This window comes from Nibrella viscosa, from assembly GCF_039541875.1.
GTDB classification, from domain to species: Bacteria; Bacteroidota; Bacteroidia; order Cytophagales; family Spirosomataceae; genus Nibrella; species Nibrella viscosa.
In genome coordinates this window covers 351,775-372,113 of the sequence record NZ_BAABHB010000001.1, presented here as the reverse complement: position 1 = coordinate 372,113, position 20,339 = coordinate 351,775, and the positions used below count along the sequence as shown (strand labels likewise).

Sequence of the window (20,339 nt, the reverse complement as noted above, 5' to 3'; positions counted from 1 at the left end):
GCGTTCTATCCCTATAGGGGTAAACGAGTTTTGAACTGTCATAGGCGTGTATCTTACCACACACCATCATGTTGTTCAAAACTTTCCTATCCACAGTCTTTATCAGCCTGTTAGTATTCCACCTGAACGCCCAGTCACTCACGCAGACCATCCGGGGAACGGTGGTCGACCAGAGCCTTCAGATGCCCATTCCGGGAGCCACCATCGTCCTGCTTAATTCCACACCATTACAGGGAACAACCACCGGTCCCGACGGCCATTTCCGGCTCAGCCAGGTGCCCGTCGGCCGGCAAAGTCTCAAGATTTCGTACGTCGGCTACAAAGACCGGATTATTTCCAATATCGTAGTCGATGCCGGTAAAGAACTGGTGCTTTCGGTCGATCTCGAAGAATCGGTTCAGCAGGTAGCTGAGGTCGTAGTCCGGCCGCAGATTGAAAAAGATAAGCCGCTGAACGACATGGCCACCGTGAGCGCCCGCACCTTTTCGGTCGAAGAAACGCAGAAGTTTGCCGCAGCCGTGAACGATCCCGCCCGGATGGCTACCGCCTATGCCGGGGTTGTCGGTGCCGACGATGGTGGTAACCAGATCACCATCCGGGGCAATTCTCCCAACGGGCTGCTCTGGCGCATGGAGGGCGTTGAGATTCCTAACCCCAACCACTTCTCCAGCCTGGGGGCTGCCGGAGGTGGTATCTCTATCCTGAGTGCTCAATTGCTGACCAACTCCGATTTTCTGACGGGCGCGTTCCCGGCTGAATACGGTAATGCCCTGTCCGGCGTGTTTGATCTGCGGCTGCGCAAGGGCAACAATGCCAAACGGGAACATACGGTGCAGGTGGGTCTGCTGGGAATCGATGTAGCCAGCGAAGGGCCTTTTTCCAAGAATTACCGGGGGTCGTACCTATTCAACTACCGCTACTCCACGCTGGGCATCCTGTCGAAGCTCGGCGTGTCGATTGGTCCGGCGGTCAACATTTTTCAGGATTTGTCATTCAATCTGTATCTGCCGACCAATAAGCTCGGCAATTTCACCGTATTCGGGTTTGGAGGTCTGAGCAGCAGCACCATTGATGCGTCCAGAGATTCTACCAAATGGCAGTCGGAATACGACCGCTACAACGAAATCTTCCGGGCCAATACCGGCGCGGTCGGGATAACCCATTCCATCAACCTCGGCCGAAAAGCGTTCCTGAAAACCGTGTTGCTGGCATCGGGCTTTCAGAACGAATTTCGCAACGAGCGGCTAGCCGAAGACTATACCACCTCCCCCCGCTGGCGGGAAGGGTACACCATTCAGAAACGGATTGCCTCCACAACGCTGACCTATAAATTCAACGCCCGGCATACGGTGCGGGCCGGCCTCATCGGCGCGGAACTGATCTACGACCTGTCACGGCAACGCTGGGATTCGGAAACTGAACAGATGAAGACGCAGATTCAGGCCCGAAATTCGACGCATACGCTGCAAACCTACGCCCAGTGGAACTACCGCCTGACGGAGCAGTTGACGGCCAACGCCGGCCTGCATTACTTGCGCCTGATGCTCAACAACACCGACGCCCTGGAACCGCGTGGCTCCATTAAGTGGGCGTTTGCGTCGAATAAATCCCTCAGTTTCGGCTACGGCCTGCACAGCCAGTTGCAAAACCTGGGGGCCTATTTTGTCACCACGGGCACTGGCAGCGAAGCCACCCAGCCAAACCGGAACCTGGGGTTCACCCGCTCACACCACCTGGTGCTGGGCTACGACTGGTCGCTCAACGACCACCTGCGTGTAAAAGCCGAAACCTACTACCAGTCGCTGTTTAATATTCCGATCAGTGCCACCAGGCAAGATGCCTTTGCACTGGTCAACAGCTTCGACGGGCTGACAACGGACCGGCTGACGAATAAAGGAATCGGCCGAAACTATGGTCTGGAGCTAACGGTAGAGCAGTTTCTGCACAACAATTTTTACTTTCTGTGGTCATCGTCACTGTACGAGTCGATGTACAAAGGGTCGGACAACATCTGGCGCGACACCCGTTTCAACGGCAATTATGCCGGCAGTTTCCTGGCCGGTAAAGAGATCATCACCGGCGATAGAGGGCCTTTTCGCAAGAGCATAATCGGCCTGAACGTAAAGGTCAGCTACTACGGCGGCTACCGGTACACCCCGATTGACCTGACCGCGTCCCGGCAACAAGGCGATGCCGTTTATGTGGAACAGGCAGCCTTTTCGAAGCAGTTACCCGATTATTTCCGCACCGACATCCGGCTGAGCTGGAAGAAAAACCGGCTGAACTCTACCCGCACGCTGTCGCTGGACATCCAGAACGTCACCAACCGCAAGAATGTCTTCGGCCAGTACTTCGATCCCCGCTCCGGTGAGGTCCGCACCAGCTACGCTACCCCGCTGATTCCGGTGTTAAGCTACCGCGTTGCGTTCTAACGGAACGCTTGTGTAATCTGCCAATTTTTTGTTGCTTTGACGAGCCGCCGGAAAGTGTTCCGGCGGCTCTTGATTTTTCTGTGAATCAAACAATCCATAATTTCATACCACCATAATCGGTAGGGCTACGGCCGCTTACCCTTTCCCATAAAACCGTCGGAAAGATCCGGCACCATGCTTTCATTAACCCACAAAACGTCTGTTCTCAACTTTCATGAACGATCATAGCAGAGCATTCCTGTACGAATACCTCAATAATGCCTCCCCCACCGGCTTTGAGTCATCTGGCCAGCAAATCTGGCTCAACTACCTGAAACCCTACATCGACGAACATATCGTAGATACGTACGGCACGGCCGTGGGCGTCATCAACCCCGGCAAAGACTATAAGGTAGTCATCGAAGCGCACTCCGACGAAATATCGTGGTTCGTCAACTACATCTCCGACGACGGCTACATTTATGTCCGGCGCAACGGCGGCTCCGACTCCCTCATTGCGCCCTCCATGCGGGTCAACCTGCACACGAAAAGCGGGCCGGTAAATGGCGTATTCGGCTGGCCGGCCATTCACGTCCGCGACCTGACCAAAGACACGGCCCCCAAAGTAACCGACCTGTTCATCGACGTGGGAGCCGCCACCAAACAGGAAGTCCTCGATATGGGTATCCATGTCGGAACGGTCTGCACCTTCGCCGACGGGTTGTTTGAGATGAACAGCCGCTACTATGTCGGGCGGGCGCTCGATAACCGCATGGGCGGCTTTATGATTGCCGAAGTGGCCCGGATGCTGAAAGAAAACAACGTCACGCTGCCGTTTACACTCTATGTGGTGAACGCGGTGCAGGAGGAAATCGGCCTGCGTGGAGCCGAAATGATTGCCCGGCGGCTGCGCCCGGACCTGGCCATTATTACCGATGTTACGCACGATACCCAATCGCCGAAGTATGACAAAAAAGAGCAGGGCGACCTGAAAGCCGGGGCCGGTCCGGTGCTGTGCTATGGTCCGGCCGTGCAAAACAATTTTCTGGACTTTATCATCAACGTGGCCGAGCAGCGCGAAATCGCCTTCCAGCGGCAGGCCGTCAGCCGCTCGACCGGTACGGATACCGATTCCTTCGCCTACGCGGCCGAAGGCGTAGCCTCGGCTCTGATATCGCTGCCGCTGAAGTATATGCACACTACGGTTGAGACCGTGCACATGGACGATGTAAGCTGCGTAATCGAGCTCATGTACGAAACGCTGCTGGCGCTGAAAGGCAACGAAGACTTCCGGTATATCCGGTAAGCAGCGGGCAATGCTAACGTAAAAGCCGTCCAGGATCTCCTTTCCAGGACGGCTTTTGCGTTAGTTCGCTTCGGTATGCCATTGGGAGATGCGGTTACCAGCAAAGAAGGTCTGAATGGTATTTCTTTCCGGGATCGCCAACTGCGAAATCGCCGTATTCTCCTGTGGCTCTTCGCGGGTGGGTTTGCTTTCTGAGGTCAGCGTAAAACGGTGGCCGTAACTTTCCATCTCACCGGTAGGTGCAAACTCAAATTCAAAATAAACCGGCTTTTCGTGCCGCAGAATGCTGTAATAAAAGTCAAACTCACTCAGCGGCAGCCAGATGGTAATGCGCTCCCGCGCTACCGTACGGCCCTCAAAATAGCCGACAACCGGCGTTTTGAAGTTGTCGAATGCGCTGGAAAAAGCCAGTAAAGCCGTAATAGTCAAATTATGATAACCCGAAGCGGTATTTAGTTGAATCGTCCGCTCAATATGAGTAACCGTCCCTTCCGGAGTGACCACCCGTCGGATCGCGCTACCCACTTTATAACTCATCACTTCCCGACGAACAGTGGCCATAAGGGGTAATTTATTAGATGAAACATAAACTTGTTCTTATCTAAACCAAATTAACCCCCTATAAATCAGCGGTATTTATTGAATGGCCTCCCTAAAAACCAGCAAACTAATATATGCCCTTGCATGAATTACTCACTTTTCTGCATGCCGCAGGTAGCATTAAATACCAAATTTCCGCAGGTTGTAGGTGAAGCTCAGCAGGAAATACCGCTTCAGCACGCGGCTCTGCACATCTTCGATGTAGGTCTCGGTGACGTTCCGGACAAGGCTCCGGTTCTGATTCAGCAGGTCATATACCTGAAGCCGCAACTCGCCCTGTTTGCCTTTAAAAAACTGCCGGGCCAGGGCTACATTCCACAAGGCAAAATTCTGGTTATAGCCTGCCGACCGGCCGCTGTTGTTCAGGTACGTGACGTCGGTGATCAGCACCAGGCGGAACGGCAACTGATAGTATATGTCGGCCTCCAGGGTTTTGGTAAAGAACTCGGTGTTCTGGCTGCTTTGCAGGGAATAGGCGGCTGTCTGGTAGTTGATGTTGCCCGATACGTTAAATTCAAATTTGCCGTTGAAGCTGGAATTGGCGCTCAGTCCCTGCCCCAGGATCCAGTTGCGGGAGTAGTTGGACTGGTTGTTCACAAAGCTGACACCCCGGTTCAGGCCCACGTTGGTATTCCAGTTGATATTTACTTTCAAATTATTCAGCCGGCGGCCCACCGCCATGAAGCCGTTTACGGCATAGAAGCCATCGGCATTAACCGGTTTCGTTGTCTGGGCACCTACATTGGTAAATGTGGTGGCATTCACAATCCGGTTGTCGATCTGATTCACGTTCAGGGCGGCAAACAGGCTGCGGCTTCCGCTGGTGCTGAAGCTATTAAACATCATCATCACCGTGTTAATGTATTCCGGCTTCAGACTGGGGTTGCCGAGCCGGATGTTCAGCGGATTGGTATTGTCGGGCACCGGCTGCAACTGACTCACCGAAGGGGCATTGATGCGGCTCCGGTAGTTGATGCGCAAATTGCGGTTCCGGCCAAAGTTATAGGTGAACATGGCGTTGGGCAGCACATTCACAAACTGCCGGTTCAGCAAACTGTCGATGCTCCGGTTGTCGACCCGCAGGTCGGCCTCTTGTACCTCTACCCCAATACCGTAGGAGTAGCGAAGCCGGCGATTCTGGAATGTGACACCACCCCGGTGCGCGGCAAACGCACTGGCAAACTGGTTACTCAGCAACGGGTTGAAACGGTCGTACTGACGCGTTACCTCGTTGTAATCCGTCACCGACCGGTCGGCCTGGTTGCTGTTGGCCGCATAGGTATAGCGGAACTCCAGTTTGCGGCTGAGCGACAGCGGTTCCGTATAGGATAACGTCAGTGTGTTGTTCATCAGGTCAGTTTGCTGGCGGCTCTGCTGGTTCAGGCGATTGACGCGGGCGTTTACCGAATCCGGACCAAAGAACCGGTTAGTCGCCTGGTTCAGGCCCAGTATGCTCTGGTCGTTCAAGATCGTATTCAGATTGGCGGAGAACGTACGACCCTCCCGACGGAACTTCCGCATCAGCAGCAGGTTACTGAAGCCGCTCACGCCGTCGCCGTTGGAGCGGTAATCGGTTTCGTTGCTGTTGAGCGGCCGGCCCGCCATCGTCATGGCCCGCTGGCTGCTCAGGCTGTTGTACTTGGAGGTCTGCCACGACAGATTGGGGGTAAACCGCAGCGTCGTCAGTGAATCGAGTTTGTAATCCAGCCGCATATTGAAGCGGTGGTTGCGGTTCCGGTTGCGGGAAGTATTGCTCTGGTCGTTAGTGAACGAGGCTTCAGGCAGAATATTCTCGCGCCGGCTTTGCTGCTCGGTGGTGGTTGTGGTCTGGTTGGCAAAGTAGCTCATGGCCACCTCGGCGCGTTTTCCCCAGGCATCGCGGTAGTTGATCCCTCCGCCCAGCGACTCCACAATATTGTTAGGCGTGTTATTCCCGAAACCACCACTGCCACCTCCTCGTCCGCCCGGCCCCATAATTACCTGCCCACCAGCACCGCCCGGTCCATTGCCGTTGCCCGGTCCACCGAAACCTCCGCTCTGATTACCCAAACCGCCCCCGCCGAAGTTGAACATATCCTGCATGGTGAAGCCCTGCTGGTTCAGGTTGTTTCCGAGGCCAATGACCGAAATCTGCCGGCCGTTGTTAAACCGGTTTACGTTCAGGCGACCCAAATACCGGCCATCCGTACCCACGCCCGCGCTGTTCTGACCGAAATAGCCTTTCCGCTTGTCGCGTTTGGTGGTCAGGTTGATGGTCTTTTCTCGGTTCCCATCGTCGATGCCCGAAAACGCGGCCTGGTCCGATTGCTGGTCGTAGAGCTGCACCTTGTCGATGATGTCGGCGGGCAGGTTGCGGGTCGCCATTTTGGGATCGTCGCCGAAGAACGGTTTGCCATCGACCAGCACGCGGTTCACCTGTTGCCCCTGCGCTTTGATGGTGCCGTCGCGGCTCACTTCTACGCCCGGCAGTTTTTTCAGCAGTTCCTCCACCTGCGCGTTGGGCTGCGTTTTAAACGAGCCCGCGTTAAATTCCAGCGTATCCTGCTTTACCGCAATGGGTGCCCGCTCCTGCTTTATGGTCACCTCGTTGAGCGTAAGAGCTGCGACTACCATCTGCACCGTACCCAAATCAACAATAAGCTGAGCCGGGGTGATGGTTACATGTTTGGAGAAATTCTGGTAACCCACAAAGGTAATCAGCAGCCGGTACTCACCCTCCTGAATGTTTTTCAGGGTAAAGGCCCCATCGCCATCGGTAATCAGGAAGGTAACGTAGGCCGAGTCGCGGGCGGTCAGCAAGGATACCGTAGCTTCGCGGAGGACTTTGCCGGTCGTCGAATCGACCACCGTTCCCCGGATGGAGCCTTTGCCGGTTCGCTGGGCAACGGCCCCGGTGAGCGTCAGCAGCAGTAAACAAGTGGTAACAAGCAGGATACGCATGGTTACTGGCAATAGTGTGGTGTGGATAGAATAGGAAAGCGTTTAGCGGGGTTCTTCGGCCATCATGCGCTGGCGGAAATCGGCCAGGGCTTTTTGCCGGATGTCATCCAGTTGATCCGCCGATACGGTTTGGGCCTGCTCGCTGGGCTGCACCTCTTTGGCGCTGACCGATTTCTGATCGATTTTAGTCGCCTTGAAGGTCTCGCGGTTGCTTTCGATTTGCAGCACCACACCCTTCTCCGGTGCCAGTCCGTTTACGGGCGAGTAAGTAAACGGCAGGTCGGTGGTGTACCAGACCGTGTAGGTTTCGTTGCGGAAGGGTACCGTCGCCTTCCGGCAGGTAAACCCGGCTATTTTCTTTGTCTGGTCGGTATCCTGCCAGCCCGGTGTTTTTTTGTATTCGCGTTCGGCGCGGTAGGTTTTTATATCCTTTTCTTTTTTAACCGATAGCACCGTTACATACTTTTTATCGGCCATATCCACGTACACCGTTTCGTCGAACGGCCGACCGAGGTTGGTCACCTGCGAAGGACCTCCTGCGCCAGGACCATCGCCCCCAACAAACCGACGGATCATCATATTGCCGCCTTCCCGTTCTTCCTTCCCGTAGTTACCGGCAAACGATAGTTTCATCGAAAACGACCGGACATCCGGAATATCAGCCGGCGCATCGGGACTGCCGGGTTTTACCTCCTGCCCATTGATGACAATGCGCATCTGCGACATATCAATCTTCTGCATCACTTCGTAGTTGATGTTCCCGGAAGCGGGCTGTGCTAATACCGGAGCGGCTGCCAGCGTGGCAATACCGACTGAAAAAATTTTTAGTAGTTTCATGCGTATAGAACGTATTTGATTTTGATGGGTCAAAGTACGGCAGGTCCGGTGTAAAGCACTGTTATTTTGTGTTAAACAGTGTTAACAGCCTATCCAAAGCCAATACGCTATCGTTAAATTTGTACAAAGGCCGCTACGGAAGGGGTTAAATCATGAAACAGCGCATTCGTTCCATTTTCCTGCTGATGAGTCTGTGTATCCTGGGCATCAATCTGTTTCAGGGATACTGGCTCTATACAACGTATCAGCTTACCATTCAGCAGTTCAGCCGGACGGTGCGCGATGCGCTGTTCGATGCCCTGCAGAAGCGGCAACTGGCCGATGCCCAGCAGCTTTTCCGCACCAAAGCCCCCAATGGTGAGGCTCCGCAGCGTATCATCTACCGGCGCTTTGAGTCCGAAACCGGCGATCCCGACCGCATCTTTGTTTCCGAAAGCCGCGACACCCTGCCTATGCGCATCCGCACGGAAGAAGATCAGTCGAATGTCATGGTTTACTCTTTCCGGCGGAAACCCGGCGAAAAAGCAACCGAAGCACTGCCGGCAGATACCCTGGCCCGCAAAATATCAAAAATGCTCATTTATAACTGGTCGGAGAACCGGCCGTTTAACCTGCGCCGGATGGACTCTACCTACCGCGCTGAGTTACGGCTTCGGGACGTAGATGCCGATTTTGTACTCGACACTCTACACATTGCAGCTCAGCAGGCCTCCCCCCAACGTGTTCTGTTTACCGGCCAGACACGAAACGGATTCGCGATCAACACGCCCCCGGTGCCGGTCAATCCGGTGCATGGTCAGTTTGTGCAGGCGTGGTTCAAAACGCCAACATCCTACATTTTAGGGAAAATGGGCTGGCTGCTGGGCAGTTCGGTGCTGCTGCTGGTGCTGACTACCGGCTGCTTTCTGTTTATGCTCTCGACCATCCTCCGGCAAAAAAAGCTGTCGGAGATCAAAAACGACTTCATCAATAACATGACGCATGAGCTGAAAACACCCATTGCTACTGTCTCGGCCGCCGTAGAAGCCATGCAGCATTTCGGGGCGCTTAACGATCCGCAGAAAACCTCAACATACCTGTCAATTTCCCGCAATGAACTCCAGCGATTGTCTGATCTGGTCGAAAAGGTGCTGAACATGGCGGTGGAAGAAAAGAAAGAAATGGTGCTGAACCCAGAATGGGTAAAGCCGTCGGAGCTGATTAATGATATCATCAGCAACCAGCAGTTGAAAGCCCCCAAGCCGGTTCAGTTTGACGTTGACCTACCGAATAATGAGAACCCCGTACGGCTTGACCGCTTCCACACGACCAACGCCATTAATAACCTGATCGACAATGCCATTAAATACTCCCGGGAAACCGTTACCATTTGCATCCAAAGCCGCCAACAGGAAAAGATCTGGCGGTTGTCAGTCAAAGACAACGGCATAGGCATACCGAAAGGATACCAGGAAGCGATTTTCGACCGTTTTTTCCGGGTTCCCACCGGCAACCTTCATCCGGTAAAAGGCTTCGGCCTGGGATTATCGTATGTGCGGCAGGTAGTCGAGAAACATGGTGGCCAGATTGAGGTTGCCAGTGAACCGGGGGTGGGTAGTGAGTTTATCCTGATGATACCGGAGCAGGGCGGTGACGGCGTTGTCGGCATAAAGAAACTACGTATTAACCTGAATCCGCTCCACCCCTCTTCCTCTGTATAAAGCCATGGCAACCGTATTACTGATTGAAGATGAAATAGCACTGGGCATGATTGTCCGCGACAGTCTGGAAGTACGCGGCTTTACCGTCGACTACGCGATTGACGGCGAAGAAGGACTGGCTCTGTTCCGGTCGAAAAAACCGGATGTGGTAGTTACCGATGTGATGATGCCGAAACTGGACGGTTTTTCGCTCGCCGAGCGCATTCGCGCCGATGACCCGTACGTGCCGATTATTTTCCTGACGGCCCGCTCCCAGACCGTAGATGTGGTCAAAGGCTTTGACCTGGGTGGCAACGACTACCTGAAAAAGCCCTTCAGCATGGATGAGCTCATCGTGCGCATCAAAGCCCTGCTGAACCGTAACCAGCCAACCCGACCCGCTGATCCTGAAAAGCTAACTATCGGCAAATACCACTTCGACTACACCAGGCAGAAACTCGCGCTGAACGACCACGAAGAACTCTTATCTCATAGGGAAGCAGAATTACTCAGGCGGCTGTACGATCACCGCAACCAGGTGCTGGAACGCAGCACGGTATTACTGGATCTTTGGGGTGACGATAGTTTTTTCAACGGCCGCAGCCTGGATGTATTCATTACCCGCCTGCGTCGCCACCTAAAAGACGACCCCAATGTGCAGATTTTGAACATACGGGGAGTAGGCTATAAGTTAATTGCCTGACAATTCGTGTATAAACATCAGTTAATCAGCATTTTACGGAAATAATTATATTTTTTGTTGCGAAAGTTAAAAGTATGCAAACATAACAAGTATCTTTGTCGTTATAGAATTGTAGTACTTTTACTGACCGTAACATGAAGATTAGATGGTTTAAACCAAATCAAAGCGCTCTCCGGATAGAGACTGTTGGTGAACTGGAAGATTACTTTGGCCGGGACGCTACTCCCTTTAAATATGATTACTATGGGGAACTGGATCGCTCGGGCAGCCTGAAGCAAATTGACGTGGAAGCCTACCTGATTCAGACCAGTGTCTGGTTTATGTTTGAAGATGGTGACTACCTGATTCGCAATGAGATAGATTCGCTAAGCAAGCATGCAGCCTAAGAAAAGTCCTAAACACAGAACCCCGATGCTGAGTCGGGGTTCTGTGTTTTACTGCCCATTTTTACTGGGTTGGGGCGGGTTAATCATAATATGCGCCCGATGGGTGCCGGGGTCCATGATCCAGGGCATGCCGGGGGCTTCGGGCTTCAGGGGCAGGCCGGTGCTTTCGGCAGTAGCGTAGGGAATGTATACCACATAACGCAGGTATCCATCCTTCACCTCACCCGTAGCCGCGTCGAAGTCGCCGTCCTTAGCCGAGTAGGCAAATAATGAAGAGGGTTGCTTCGGCATTTTCAGCGTACCGGCCTTCACTTCTTTTTCGCGCGTGTCCAGAATCTCCTGTGCCGTTTTGCCTTGCTTCTGCAGCTCACGGCCCCGCTTCATAAACGGCTCCAGATCGCGGTGATAACACGAGACGTTCAACCCTTTCTTGTCCGGATCATCGGCCAGGCAAACCAGTTCGTTGGTTCCTTTCCGCAACACCACCAATTCTTTGTTGGTGTTATAGCCATAAACCATAGCACCGTCCCGTTTGTCGGCCGGAGCCGCCAGCACGGCTGCTTTGATCTGGGCGTCGGGCGACGGAACAGTAGACTGAGCCGGCGCGATAAACGAAAGAAGGGAAAAGGTTAGTACAGACATCAGGGTTTTCATAAGCATATGATTTTTACCGAAAAGGTAAGTGGTCAAACCCACTAATCCAACACCAGGTACATGGGACGAAGGGAATCTGCGGGCAGGTATACGCAAACCAGGTACCGTTCACTCAATTTAGGCCCATTTACCCACAAAATGCCCAGCATCGGGAACTTAAGCCGTCCTATAAAGTTTGACCCTATAGAACATCAATCCACATCCGAACTATGAAAGCTGCATTGAAACGACTATTTTTTTGCCGGGGCAAAAGCACTGTACCCAAAACTGTACCGGCTATCAGCAAAAGCCGGCCCGGCCGGCGGCATCGCACGTTACGGTTCAATAACCTCAACGAACTTTCACAGATGACGTATATTCTGTGACCCAAAAAGGAAAGGGTAGCATCCGGTGATGCTACCCTTTCCTTTTTTTACACGAACTGTTGACAGAATTGCAGCAACTGCCGCAGATCCTGCTCCAGCCGAAGATTTAGTGCATGTTCTTTCAGGTATGCCTCAATTTCTTTTTTGTATTTGGGAAACGCCTTCATTATACCGGCCCGGTCAGCTTTGAACGCCTGATTGTTGACATTTATCAGATAGTACCCTTCCTCTTTGGTCAACAGTATATCGCCTTTGACCTCCAGGTGCTGTACCTGTCCGTTGGCTGTAGCCAGCGATTTATACGTCCGGATAGCCGATGCGCCCGTCGACTGGTTATACCCTCCCTCCCGTTCGCCGGCTACAATTTTCATTTCCCGCCGGATAGCCAGTTTTATAGAACCATAATCGGCCAGGGCCTCCAGAAAACCAACTTTTGCATCGTAGAAGAACGCATCACTGCCAATGTCGATCCGTTTGGTTGTTTGTTCGTTAGCCAGCGAAAGCGTATCTCCCTTAGGGTCGATGAAGTGCATCTCTCCGAGAAGAATACTATAGTTTAACAAGGCATTGGCGGTAGTGCCGTTGTAAAAAGCAATGGAACCGAGCCGGAACGTACTGTAACGGTATTGCTCCAGGACCGGAATCACCTTTCTGGCATCGGCTCCGGCTTTTATACGAATCACTTTGGCATTCTGAGCCTGTACGCTCAGCGCAACCAGGCTAAGCAGCCAGACCAATGTGGAAAACAATTTCATAAAGAGGTTTGCTCAATCAGGAGAAAAGTAGCGTTAATTTCGTAAAATACCTAATCTATGCCCCCCCAGCGCATTGTCTCGCTCGTCCCCTCTCAGACGGAACTGCTGTTCGACCTGGGTCTGGATGCCGAAATTGTCGGTCTGACCAAATTCTGTATTCACCCCAGTGACAAAATCGGCAGAAAAACCATAATCGGTGGCACCAAAACGCTTCACCTCGATCGCATTCATGCCCTCCGCCCCGACTTCATCATCGCCAACAAAGAAGAAAACACCCGCGAGCAGATCGAAGAGCTGCAGCGCCACTACCCTGTTCACGTGACCGATGTAATTACCCTTGCCGATGCCCTGCACATGATTACGGAAGTAGGCAACCTGGTAGGCCGGGCGCAGGCAGCTGACCAGATGGCCGATGAGATTGAACGAAGCTTTGCTGAGATTACTCCGTCGGACCGGGGGGGACACGGGAAAGACACAGCCGCCTATTTCATCTGGCGCAATCCCTGGATGGTGGCGGCCGGTAATACCTTTATCGACTCTATGCTAACGGCCGCCGGCTTCCGAAACGCCTTTGGGCACCTGAGCCGCTACCCGCAGATAAGCGAGGCCGATCTCCGGGCTACTGACCCTGACCTGATTTTTCTATCGTCGGAACCCTACCCATTTAAGCAAAACCATATAGCTGAGTTGCAGCAGGTCTGCCCGTCGGCGCGGGTAATGCTGGTGGATGGGGAGTTGTTCAGTTGGTACGGCAGCCGGTTATTGCGTTCGGCTGCATATTTTCGGCAAGTACACCAAACCCTTTCCGCCGAATAGTCTTATTTTTACCGATCCACTATGACAACCAATGATACCCTGGCGGCCGGCTCATTTAACCTGCTGCTGTATACGGCGCAGCAGTGCGGAGCCAATCCGGAAGCCCTGATGCAGGCGGTTGGGGTCGACCCGGCGCAGCTTAAAAACCCCGACGGACGTATTCCCATCCGGCAGATTCAGGCGCTTTGGCGTGAAGCCATCGCGGCCACCGGCGACTCTTACCTGTCGCTGCACATGGGCACCATCATTAATCCAGTATCGGTGGGCATACTGGCGTATGTTATGATGCACTGCCCCACGCTGGAGAAAGCCTTTGAGAAGTTGTGTCAGTACCAGGATATTGTCTGCGAAGGCATTATTACAACCGGCCGGCGAGTGGGCGATGCGTTTCAGTTGAGCCTCCGTATCACCAGCCAAGACATTATCTTTCCCGAACACGCCCTCAATTCAGAAGTTTCCATCTATCTCTCGGCAATGCGGGCACTGACGGGGCAGACCGTTACCGCCCGCGAAATTCGTTTTGCCTACCCCCGTCCCATCGATACCGCCGAGCATGAGAAGGTGCTGTCACCGGCCAAACTTACGTTCGATGCCCCCGAAACGGTGCTGGTACTCGACCCCAAATGGCTTGACACGCCGGTGCTGAATGCCAATCCCAACCTCTTCCCGCTTTTTGAACGGCACGCCGACGAACTGCTGGAAAAACTCCGCACCCCCACGCTGACAGCCCGCGTGAAGCAGGAGATTGTGGCCCTGCTAAAAGGCGAAGAACCGACCCTGGGCGTAGTGGCCGACCGCCTGGCTATGGGCGTGCGGACTCTGCAACTGCACCTGAAAGACGAGGGTGTGACCTACCAGCAATTGCTGGACGAGGTACGGCGCGACCTGGCCGTGAAGCACCTGCGCGAACCGTACCTCAGCACCACCGATATTGCTTACCTACTTGGCTACTCCGAACCCAGCGTATTTTTCCGTTCCTTTAAGAAATGGACCGGCTCAACACCTGGTGCTTTCCGGCAGCAGACGTTCCTACAGTCTGCCTGATAGCGGGGGCAAATTCCTGCTGTAGCTGGTGTCTGGCAAACCAGGTCAGGGTATCGGTGATGGCAATATCCAGCGAAGTTTCGTTGACGTCGGGAAACTCGGCCCGGACTTTCGCATCGTCTAAAACAACGCTGTTTTCGTAGAGGTAGAACATCTCTTTCAGTTCGCGCATCATCGGCACAAAAAGCCCCAGCACAGAGAACAGCCATTTCGGATAGACCTTAATTTTCAGCGACTGCCCGGTTATAGCCGCGATCCGGCCAAAGAGCCACCGCACCGAAGGCACCACCTCCCCCCCATAATTCCAGACCTCATAAGGCTGCCGGCTGCCCCGCAGCATCAGCCGCACCATAATTTCGGCAGCGTCGGGCGTGTACACAAACTGGTGCGGAATGTCGGCGTTCAGCAGCCACGGCAGGGCTTTTCCCTGCAAAGCGCCTTCAAACACCGGCTTTACGCCCGCGTTCAGGACATTGGGGCCCCAGAAATCCGGCAACCGGACGGTAAGGACCCGGCATTTCCCCGCCTGCGCAGCTTTCTCCAGCAAGTCTTCCAGGGCTACCCGCAAAGCACCTTTCCGGGTATTCGGCGCAGGGCGGCTGTCTTCGCGAATGGGGTCTTTGCAATTGCCGTAGGTGTAGACATTGCCGGGGAATACGATGGTCGCCTGGTTCTGGCTGGCCGCTTCAACAACGTTACGGGTAGCGGGTTCCATCTGGCTCAACCACTCATCGTAGGGGTAGTTGATGCCGTGGACGATACACTGCTTACCGGCCGCCACCTGTTTCAGCGTATCGGCATCCTGCACATCGCCTTCCAAAATAGTCAGCGTGGGCGCGCCGGAAAAGAGCGCGTCGGCTTTAGCCCGATTGCGAACAAGAATGGTAACGGGTAGCCCGCGAGTCAGCAGATTTTGCGTTACGGCATACCCAATGCTGCCGGTAGCACCCAGGACGAGTGTAGTTGGTTGCGTAGACATATCTGTTTATTGTTTTAGTTTAGTGTACCGAGGTGGGTTTGTTTGAAGCCAGCTGTGTATTTGAGGCCGTAGCCCATAGTCCGGTCCATAGCTGCGTGCCCAAACAGGATAACGCCGGTCAGCATCAGCACTGGTTGATGCATCAGCAGGCCCGTAACCCCACTCAGCAGCGCAATACCTTTATGATGAAAGATGTTGTACAGATACGCACCCAAACGCGGGTTGACCAGGTAGCCAAGCATCCCGATATCCGGCAGCAGAATCAGCGCCGGAAACCACCACCAGGCAAACGGCAATTGACCGAACAGTACAAGGGAGACAATAAACTGGACGAGTTCTTCGAGGCTTAAAATCGTTTTCATGACCAATGTTGTGTTACTGATTGACCACAACAAAGGTCAGCCGAAACCGCCGGTGGGGAGATGATGGAAAATGAAAATGGAGTGACGAAATGCGAAAATGTTCCAGGTTTCAGGTTTCAAGTTCGGGAACCTGAAACCTGGAACTTGAAGCCTGAAACTAAATTTCCGTTGACAACCGAACCCCCGCTACCCGACCAAAATCATCCCAGAACGAAGGGTATGATTTGGCGACCACATTGGGGTCTTCTATGATCAGGCCCCGCTTCATGGCCGCTGGGGCAAACGCCATAGCCATGCGGTGATCGTCGTAGGTGTGAATCCGGGCCGCTCCCGTAGCCGACGCCGGAATAACCATCGGGTGGACTTCATAGCGGTGGTTGGCTTCGGCTTCAATCAGCACGGCACCAAGTTTCTGTAGCTCAGCCTGCAGGGCGGCTACGCGGTCTGTTTCTTTTATTTTAAGGCTTTCGATACCCGTCAGCGTCAGGCTGATGCCGTTCATGGCGCAGCAAACGGCTACCGTCTGCGCCAGATCCGGGCAGTCGGTAAAATCGACCGCCAGCGACTCCTGAGCCGGTATTTTTGTCAGGCGTACGCCGGAGTCGGTAAAGGTACTGTCGACGCCCAACGGCCGCATGATGTGCGCAATGGCACTATCGCCCTGCAATGACCTTTCTTTCAGGCCCAGCAGTTCCACCTCGGCATCTTCGGCCAGGGCCACCACACTATACCAATAGCTGGCGCCGGACCAGTCCGATTCTACACTATACTTCTTCGGCTCGTAGGCTTTGGCGGGTACGGTAATGGTTTTGTTGTTCCAGTCGGCCTGAGCCTCAACCCCAAAATACGCCATTTGCTGTAACGTCATCTCGATATATGGCCGCGAACCAATATCGCCGGTTAGCTCGAGAACAATGCCGTGCGGCAACACAGGGCCAACCATCAGCAGCGCCGAGATGTACTGACTGCTCACATCCCCGCGAACCAACACGTGATTAGTGCCGCTGTAACCAAAGCCTTTCGTAACAAGGGGCGGATAGCCTTCATTTTGCAGATACTCGATATCAGCCCCCAGCAAATGCAGTGCATCAACCAGAATACCAATGGGTCGCTCGCACATGCGGGGCGTGCCGGTCAGTGTTTTATGCCTGCCCGTCACGGCAAAGTAAGCCGTCAGAAAGCGCATGGTCGTGCCGGCATCGATAACATCGGCAACCGGATCGTCAGATCGCAGCAGCCGAATCATGGTCTGGGTATCACGGGCGGTCGACAGGTTGTGGAGTTCGCAGCGAAAATCGGTCAGGGCATCAATAATCAGGGCCCGGTTGCTTTCACTCTTGGACGAAGCTAAGGGTATCGTAGCCCGGACAGGGCCATTCGGCGGGGTAACGTAGACTGCGTTCATGCCACAAAACTAAGCTTTGCAGTTAAGAGTTAAGAATTATGCGTTAAGAATTATGAGTTGCTGATGCGGAGCTTAATAACTCTTCACTCTTCACTCTTAACTCTCAAAGAGTGCGCAGCACGCGCAGGCGGTTGTTCTTGTTGATGCGGTAGCGGGGGAAGCTGAGTTTGTAGCAGACGGCCCCGGCTCCGACCAGCGCTCCGGCGGGCACCAGTGAGCGATTATCGAAAATAAAGCGGCCGGTGCGGCCGTCGAGCGCTCTAGGGTTCACAAAGTCGGCAATAACAAAGACCACACCCGCTAACGGGAGTATAAACGAACCAGCCGTTACCCAGGGAATCCGACGGTCAATATACACTTTCTGTACGTCATTGAGCCGGAACGAGAGCTGCTCCTGACGGTTCATGATTTCATTTAGCACAGCAATGCTAAACGTTGAATCGCCAACAGCGTACAGCGGGTCGTTGTATCTGGTGCCGTCGGTGCGGGATTTGAAGCGAAACTCATCTCCCTGAAAAAACCGGTACCGTCGAAAGCGGAACAGATTATTGGCATCGAGCGCCAGGTAACGACCCGGTCGCATCAACACGGCATACTTAGGGTTCTGGCTAAGCGAACGTGAGCCGGCCGGATCGGCTGGTAAGTTTTGTGCCTGTACGGCCAGGGTCAGGCCAGTCAACAGCAAAGATAAAAGCCATGGTTTCATAGTAACGAATGGTTAAATGGCCTAAAGATGCCGATGATCGTACCAACTCAGTGGCACATTATCCGCATTCTCTCAAATACAATACCATATTCGTTAACTTTTTGTTGAAACGCCACCCGAAACTATCATTTTCATCACATCGGTGCTGGAGGCATTCAGCAGTTTTACGTTGGACACAGGCACAATAAACAATTCGCCCGAGAAGGCGTAAGAATGAGGCATATACACCGCCACCGCATCTGAAATGTGCAGGTGACTCAGGTCAGTCTGCGTAATGAAGCCCAGTTTGCTCAGTTGTGCCTGCGGATTCACCAGCACCAGCACCGGTTGATTAAACTTTTTCTTGTCGCCCACAAAAGAGGAGATCAGGTCTTTTAAGGAGAAATAGATCAGCCGGACCAGCGGCAGGTGTTTAATGGAGCCTTCAAACAGCGTCAGGAACGAGTTCGGGATAATGGTCGACACGAGTACGCCCACACCCATGATAATGCCCAGCATAATGAGCAGGCCGATGCCGGGGATCTCCGACGGATTCAGGCTGTCGGCCCACTCGAAAATACCATAGAACACATAGATGGTTAGCCCGATAGGCGCCACAAAAAGCAGTCCGCGTCCAAAGTAGGTGATGGTGCGGTTAACGAATGTAGTGAACACGAGTATAGTTGGGTACGGTGGTTATTCGGCATTAGCCAGCGTCCGGCCTTTAGGGTATTTCACCTCGTAGCGGAACGTCAGCGTCCGGCTTTCGTTGGGCCGCAACGACAGATTCCAGGTCAGCCGACCTGTCTCCGCGTGATGAACGGCCCCGCCCGCATCCTCCAGCGACACCTCAATGCGGCTGTCGGTCGACACCGGTATCTGATCGTAGAGCGTCAACAGCACCGGTTCGTTTTTGGTGTTGCGCACCGTAATGCGGTAGCCGTTACTTTCGCGAACGTTGCTGCCCAGGGTTTTACGGCTGCTGAAGTCGGTGATCTTTTCGCGCTGCACCAGAATGCGCTTATCCCGACCCAGCGACAGCACCAGCGAGTCGCCCTGGTTGGTTGCCGCGTCGGCCTGACGCAGGTTTAACTGAGATTCGCCCACGTAGGTTCCTTCAAAATACACCCGCGCCACACCGTTTAATAAATTAAGTTTCTCCCAACCCGACAGCACAGCCACCAGAAACGCATCATTCTCCAGTTTAGGAACGGCCGAGTATCGGTATTTGGCCGGTACATCGCTCGTTTGAATGTCGACCAGTTGCGGACGGCTATTGGTCAGAATGGTGTATGGTATAGCGATGTTGAAACTGACGTTGAGGGGCTGGTCTTCCACCTGCGTAAACTGCGCCGTGTTAGCCAGATCGGCCACCGGAGCCGCAGCGCCTGGTGCCGGAGCGGTAGCATAAGCGGTCGCTGTTTCGGCAGCTCCGGCATCCGTGGTTTTCGACAACGATCGCTGCATGGGCATTGGACGTGGTTCGTAGAAGCTGATGTATTGCGTATTCAGATCTGGCTGCGTACCTGAGATCGCGGGGTTTGCCGTAGAGAGCGACAGCCGGACGTTCTGCCAGTCAAAGCCGGTATTCTGGTACACATAAGCCCGGTAGGCTATCGAGGCCGGACTTTTGGTGTCCTTTACCCGAATATCATACACGGGCGTCCAGCCGGCTCCGGCCACCACATAGCTCAGGTTAAGATCGACGGTAGTCCGGGTTCGGGCCGTCAGCGTTACCTCAATTTCGCCAACCGGTCGGTTCCGACGGGCGTTCTGCTCATTCACCTGCCCTTCCAGCCGGTCTACAATTTGTTTCTGCTCTTTAAGCCGGCGCTGCACAACCAGCATTTTCTGCCCAATTTCGGTCAGCCGTCTGCGATTAAAATCAGCCATATCGGCCACCTCCTTCACGGTAGCGCCCTTATCTCCGCCAACTTTCTGGTTGGCCAGCAGCAGCCGTTTTTCGTTGTCCAGCACCTCCAGTTCCAGGGTAATCCCTTCATACTCCTGGCGCACGGTGCGCAGGGAGTCTTCCAGCCGCTGCAGCGCAGCCGGTTTAGTTACCTTCGTCAGAAAGTTGGTCCGGAACTGTACACCCTGAATCACGGCATCGCCTTTGCCGCTCACCTGAATGCTCTGCGGATCGGTCTGGGCGGAGGCATTGTCGATAATCAGGCGGGTGGTACCCGGCTCGATGGTGGCCCGCGCCTGGGCGGTGAGTTGAGCCCGGTTCAGGAAGACGGTGGCCTGCTGGAGCGAAGCCTGCATGCGCTGCTCATGGTCAGACTGGGCGAATACCTGTAAACCATACAGGCTAATGAGGGTTAAAAAGAGGATACGTTTCATGGCTAGTCTGCTTGTATAGCCCTATAGATTCCAATAAAATGTCATTCGTTTAAATAGACCAGAATC

General features: G+C 53.9%; 18 protein-coding genes. 7 read left to right on the top strand and 11 right to left on the bottom strand.

All coding sequences use genetic code 11. From position 1 onward, the window contains the following. The first annotated feature begins 68 nt into the window (after positions 1–68). Both ABD931_RS01575 and ABD931_RS01570 read left to right on the top strand, forming a co-directional pair. Positions 69–2,432 carry a carboxypeptidase regulatory-like domain-containing protein gene (locus ABD931_RS01575; protein ID WP_345263252.1) on the top strand — a complete coding sequence of 788 codons (2,364 nt, stop codon included), beginning with the start codon at positions 69–71 and terminating at the stop codon, positions 2,430–2,432. A gap of 214 nt (positions 2,433–2,646) precedes the next feature. Then, the gene (locus ABD931_RS01570) at positions 2,647–3,717 is read left to right on the top strand and encodes a M20/M25/M40 family metallo-hydrolase (RefSeq protein WP_345263250.1); all 1,071 of its coding nucleotides are present in this window, start codon (positions 2,647–2,649) and stop codon (positions 3,715–3,717) included. Between the two features lie 60 nt (positions 3,718–3,777). Here ABD931_RS01570 and ABD931_RS01565 read toward each other — a convergent pair whose 3' ends face one another. From ABD931_RS01565 to ABD931_RS01555, 3 genes are all read right to left on the bottom strand, one after another. Then, positions 3,778–4,278: a hypothetical protein gene (locus ABD931_RS01565; RefSeq protein ID WP_345263248.1), complete on the bottom strand. Its 501-nt coding sequence runs from the start codon at positions 4,276–4,278 to the stop codon at positions 3,778–3,780. 159 nt (positions 4,279–4,437) lie between these two features. Next, complete coding sequence (locus ABD931_RS01560) at positions 4,438–7,257, bottom strand: outer membrane beta-barrel protein (RefSeq protein ID WP_345263246.1); 2,820 nt, start codon at positions 7,255–7,257, stop codon at positions 4,438–4,440. 42 nt (positions 7,258–7,299) lie between these two features. Then, the gene (locus tag ABD931_RS01555) at positions 7,300–8,094 is read right to left on the bottom strand and encodes a GLPGLI family protein (protein WP_345263244.1); all 795 of its coding nucleotides are present in this window, start codon (positions 8,092–8,094) and stop codon (positions 7,300–7,302) included. A 152-nt stretch (positions 8,095–8,246) separates the two neighbouring features. Here ABD931_RS01555 and ABD931_RS01550 point away from each other — a divergent pair, with 152 nt between their 5' ends. From ABD931_RS01550 to ABD931_RS01540, 3 genes are all read left to right on the top strand, one after another. Continuing rightward, the gene (locus tag ABD931_RS01550; RefSeq protein WP_345263242.1) at positions 8,247–9,794 is read left to right on the top strand and encodes a sensor histidine kinase; all 1,548 of its coding nucleotides are present in this window, start codon (positions 8,247–8,249) and stop codon (positions 9,792–9,794) included. A 4-nt stretch (positions 9,795–9,798) separates the two neighbouring features. Continuing rightward, positions 9,799–10,476, top strand: coding sequence for a response regulator transcription factor (locus ABD931_RS01545; protein WP_345263240.1), 678 nt, complete (start codon positions 9,799–9,801; stop codon positions 10,474–10,476). Positions 10,477–10,610: 134 nt separating this feature from the next. Then, positions 10,611–10,862: a hypothetical protein gene (locus tag ABD931_RS01540; protein WP_345263238.1), complete on the top strand. Its 252-nt coding sequence runs from the start codon at positions 10,611–10,613 to the stop codon at positions 10,860–10,862. 48 nt (positions 10,863–10,910) lie between these two features. Here ABD931_RS01540 and ABD931_RS01535 read toward each other — a convergent pair whose 3' ends face one another. Beyond that, positions 10,911–11,516, bottom strand: a complete 606-nt coding sequence (locus ABD931_RS01535) for a hypothetical protein (RefSeq protein ID WP_345263236.1) — start codon at positions 11,514–11,516, stop codon at positions 10,911–10,913. Positions 11,517–11,928: 412 nt separating this feature from the next. After that, positions 11,929–12,636 (bottom strand): hypothetical protein, encoded by a 708-nt coding sequence (locus ABD931_RS01530; protein WP_345263234.1) that lies wholly within the window; start codon positions 12,634–12,636, stop codon positions 11,929–11,931. A 57-nt stretch (positions 12,637–12,693) separates the two neighbouring features. Here ABD931_RS01530 and ABD931_RS01525 point away from each other — a divergent pair, with 57 nt between their 5' ends. Together ABD931_RS01525 and ABD931_RS01520 are read left to right on the top strand one after the other, a co-directional pair. Beyond that, entirely contained in the window at positions 12,694–13,452 is a 759-nt protein-coding gene (locus ABD931_RS01525; RefSeq protein WP_345263232.1) for an ABC transporter substrate-binding protein, read from the top strand. Positions 13,453–13,473: 21 nt separating this feature from the next. Continuing rightward, on the top strand, positions 13,474–14,496 hold the full coding sequence (locus ABD931_RS01520) for an AraC family transcriptional regulator (protein WP_345263230.1): 1,023 nt from the start codon (positions 13,474–13,476) through the stop codon (positions 14,494–14,496). Here ABD931_RS01520 and ABD931_RS01515 read toward each other — a convergent pair. The 6 genes from ABD931_RS01515 to ABD931_RS01490 form a co-directional block, all read right to left on the bottom strand. After that, positions 14,432–15,475: an NAD-dependent epimerase/dehydratase family protein gene (locus tag ABD931_RS01515; protein ID WP_345263228.1), complete on the bottom strand. Its 1,044-nt coding sequence runs from the start codon at positions 15,473–15,475 to the stop codon at positions 14,432–14,434. The two genes, ABD931_RS01520 and ABD931_RS01515, sit on opposite strands and share 65 nt — an antisense overlap. Before the next feature lie 14 nt (positions 15,476–15,489). Beyond that, entirely contained in the window at positions 15,490–15,837 is a 348-nt protein-coding gene (locus ABD931_RS01510; protein WP_345263226.1) for a DUF4260 domain-containing protein, read from the bottom strand. Between the two features lie 157 nt (positions 15,838–15,994). Continuing rightward, positions 15,995–17,242, bottom strand: coding sequence for a 3-phosphoshikimate 1-carboxyvinyltransferase (locus tag ABD931_RS01505; protein ID WP_345263224.1), 1,248 nt, complete (start codon positions 17,240–17,242; stop codon positions 15,995–15,997). Between the two features lie 103 nt (positions 17,243–17,345). Then, complete coding sequence (locus ABD931_RS01500; protein WP_345263222.1) at positions 17,346–17,948, bottom strand: hypothetical protein; 603 nt, start codon at positions 17,946–17,948, stop codon at positions 17,346–17,348. Positions 17,949–18,041: 93 nt separating this feature from the next. After that, positions 18,042–18,602 carry a DUF502 domain-containing protein gene (locus tag ABD931_RS01495; RefSeq protein WP_345263220.1) on the bottom strand — a complete coding sequence of 187 codons (561 nt, stop codon included), beginning with the start codon at positions 18,600–18,602 and terminating at the stop codon, positions 18,042–18,044. 21 nt (positions 18,603–18,623) lie between these two features. Beyond that, a complete protein-coding gene (locus tag ABD931_RS01490; RefSeq protein ID WP_345263218.1) occupies positions 18,624–20,273 on the bottom strand; it encodes a DUF4139 domain-containing protein in 1,650 nt (549 codons plus the stop codon). Between the last annotated feature and the right edge of the window lie 66 nt (positions 20,274–20,339).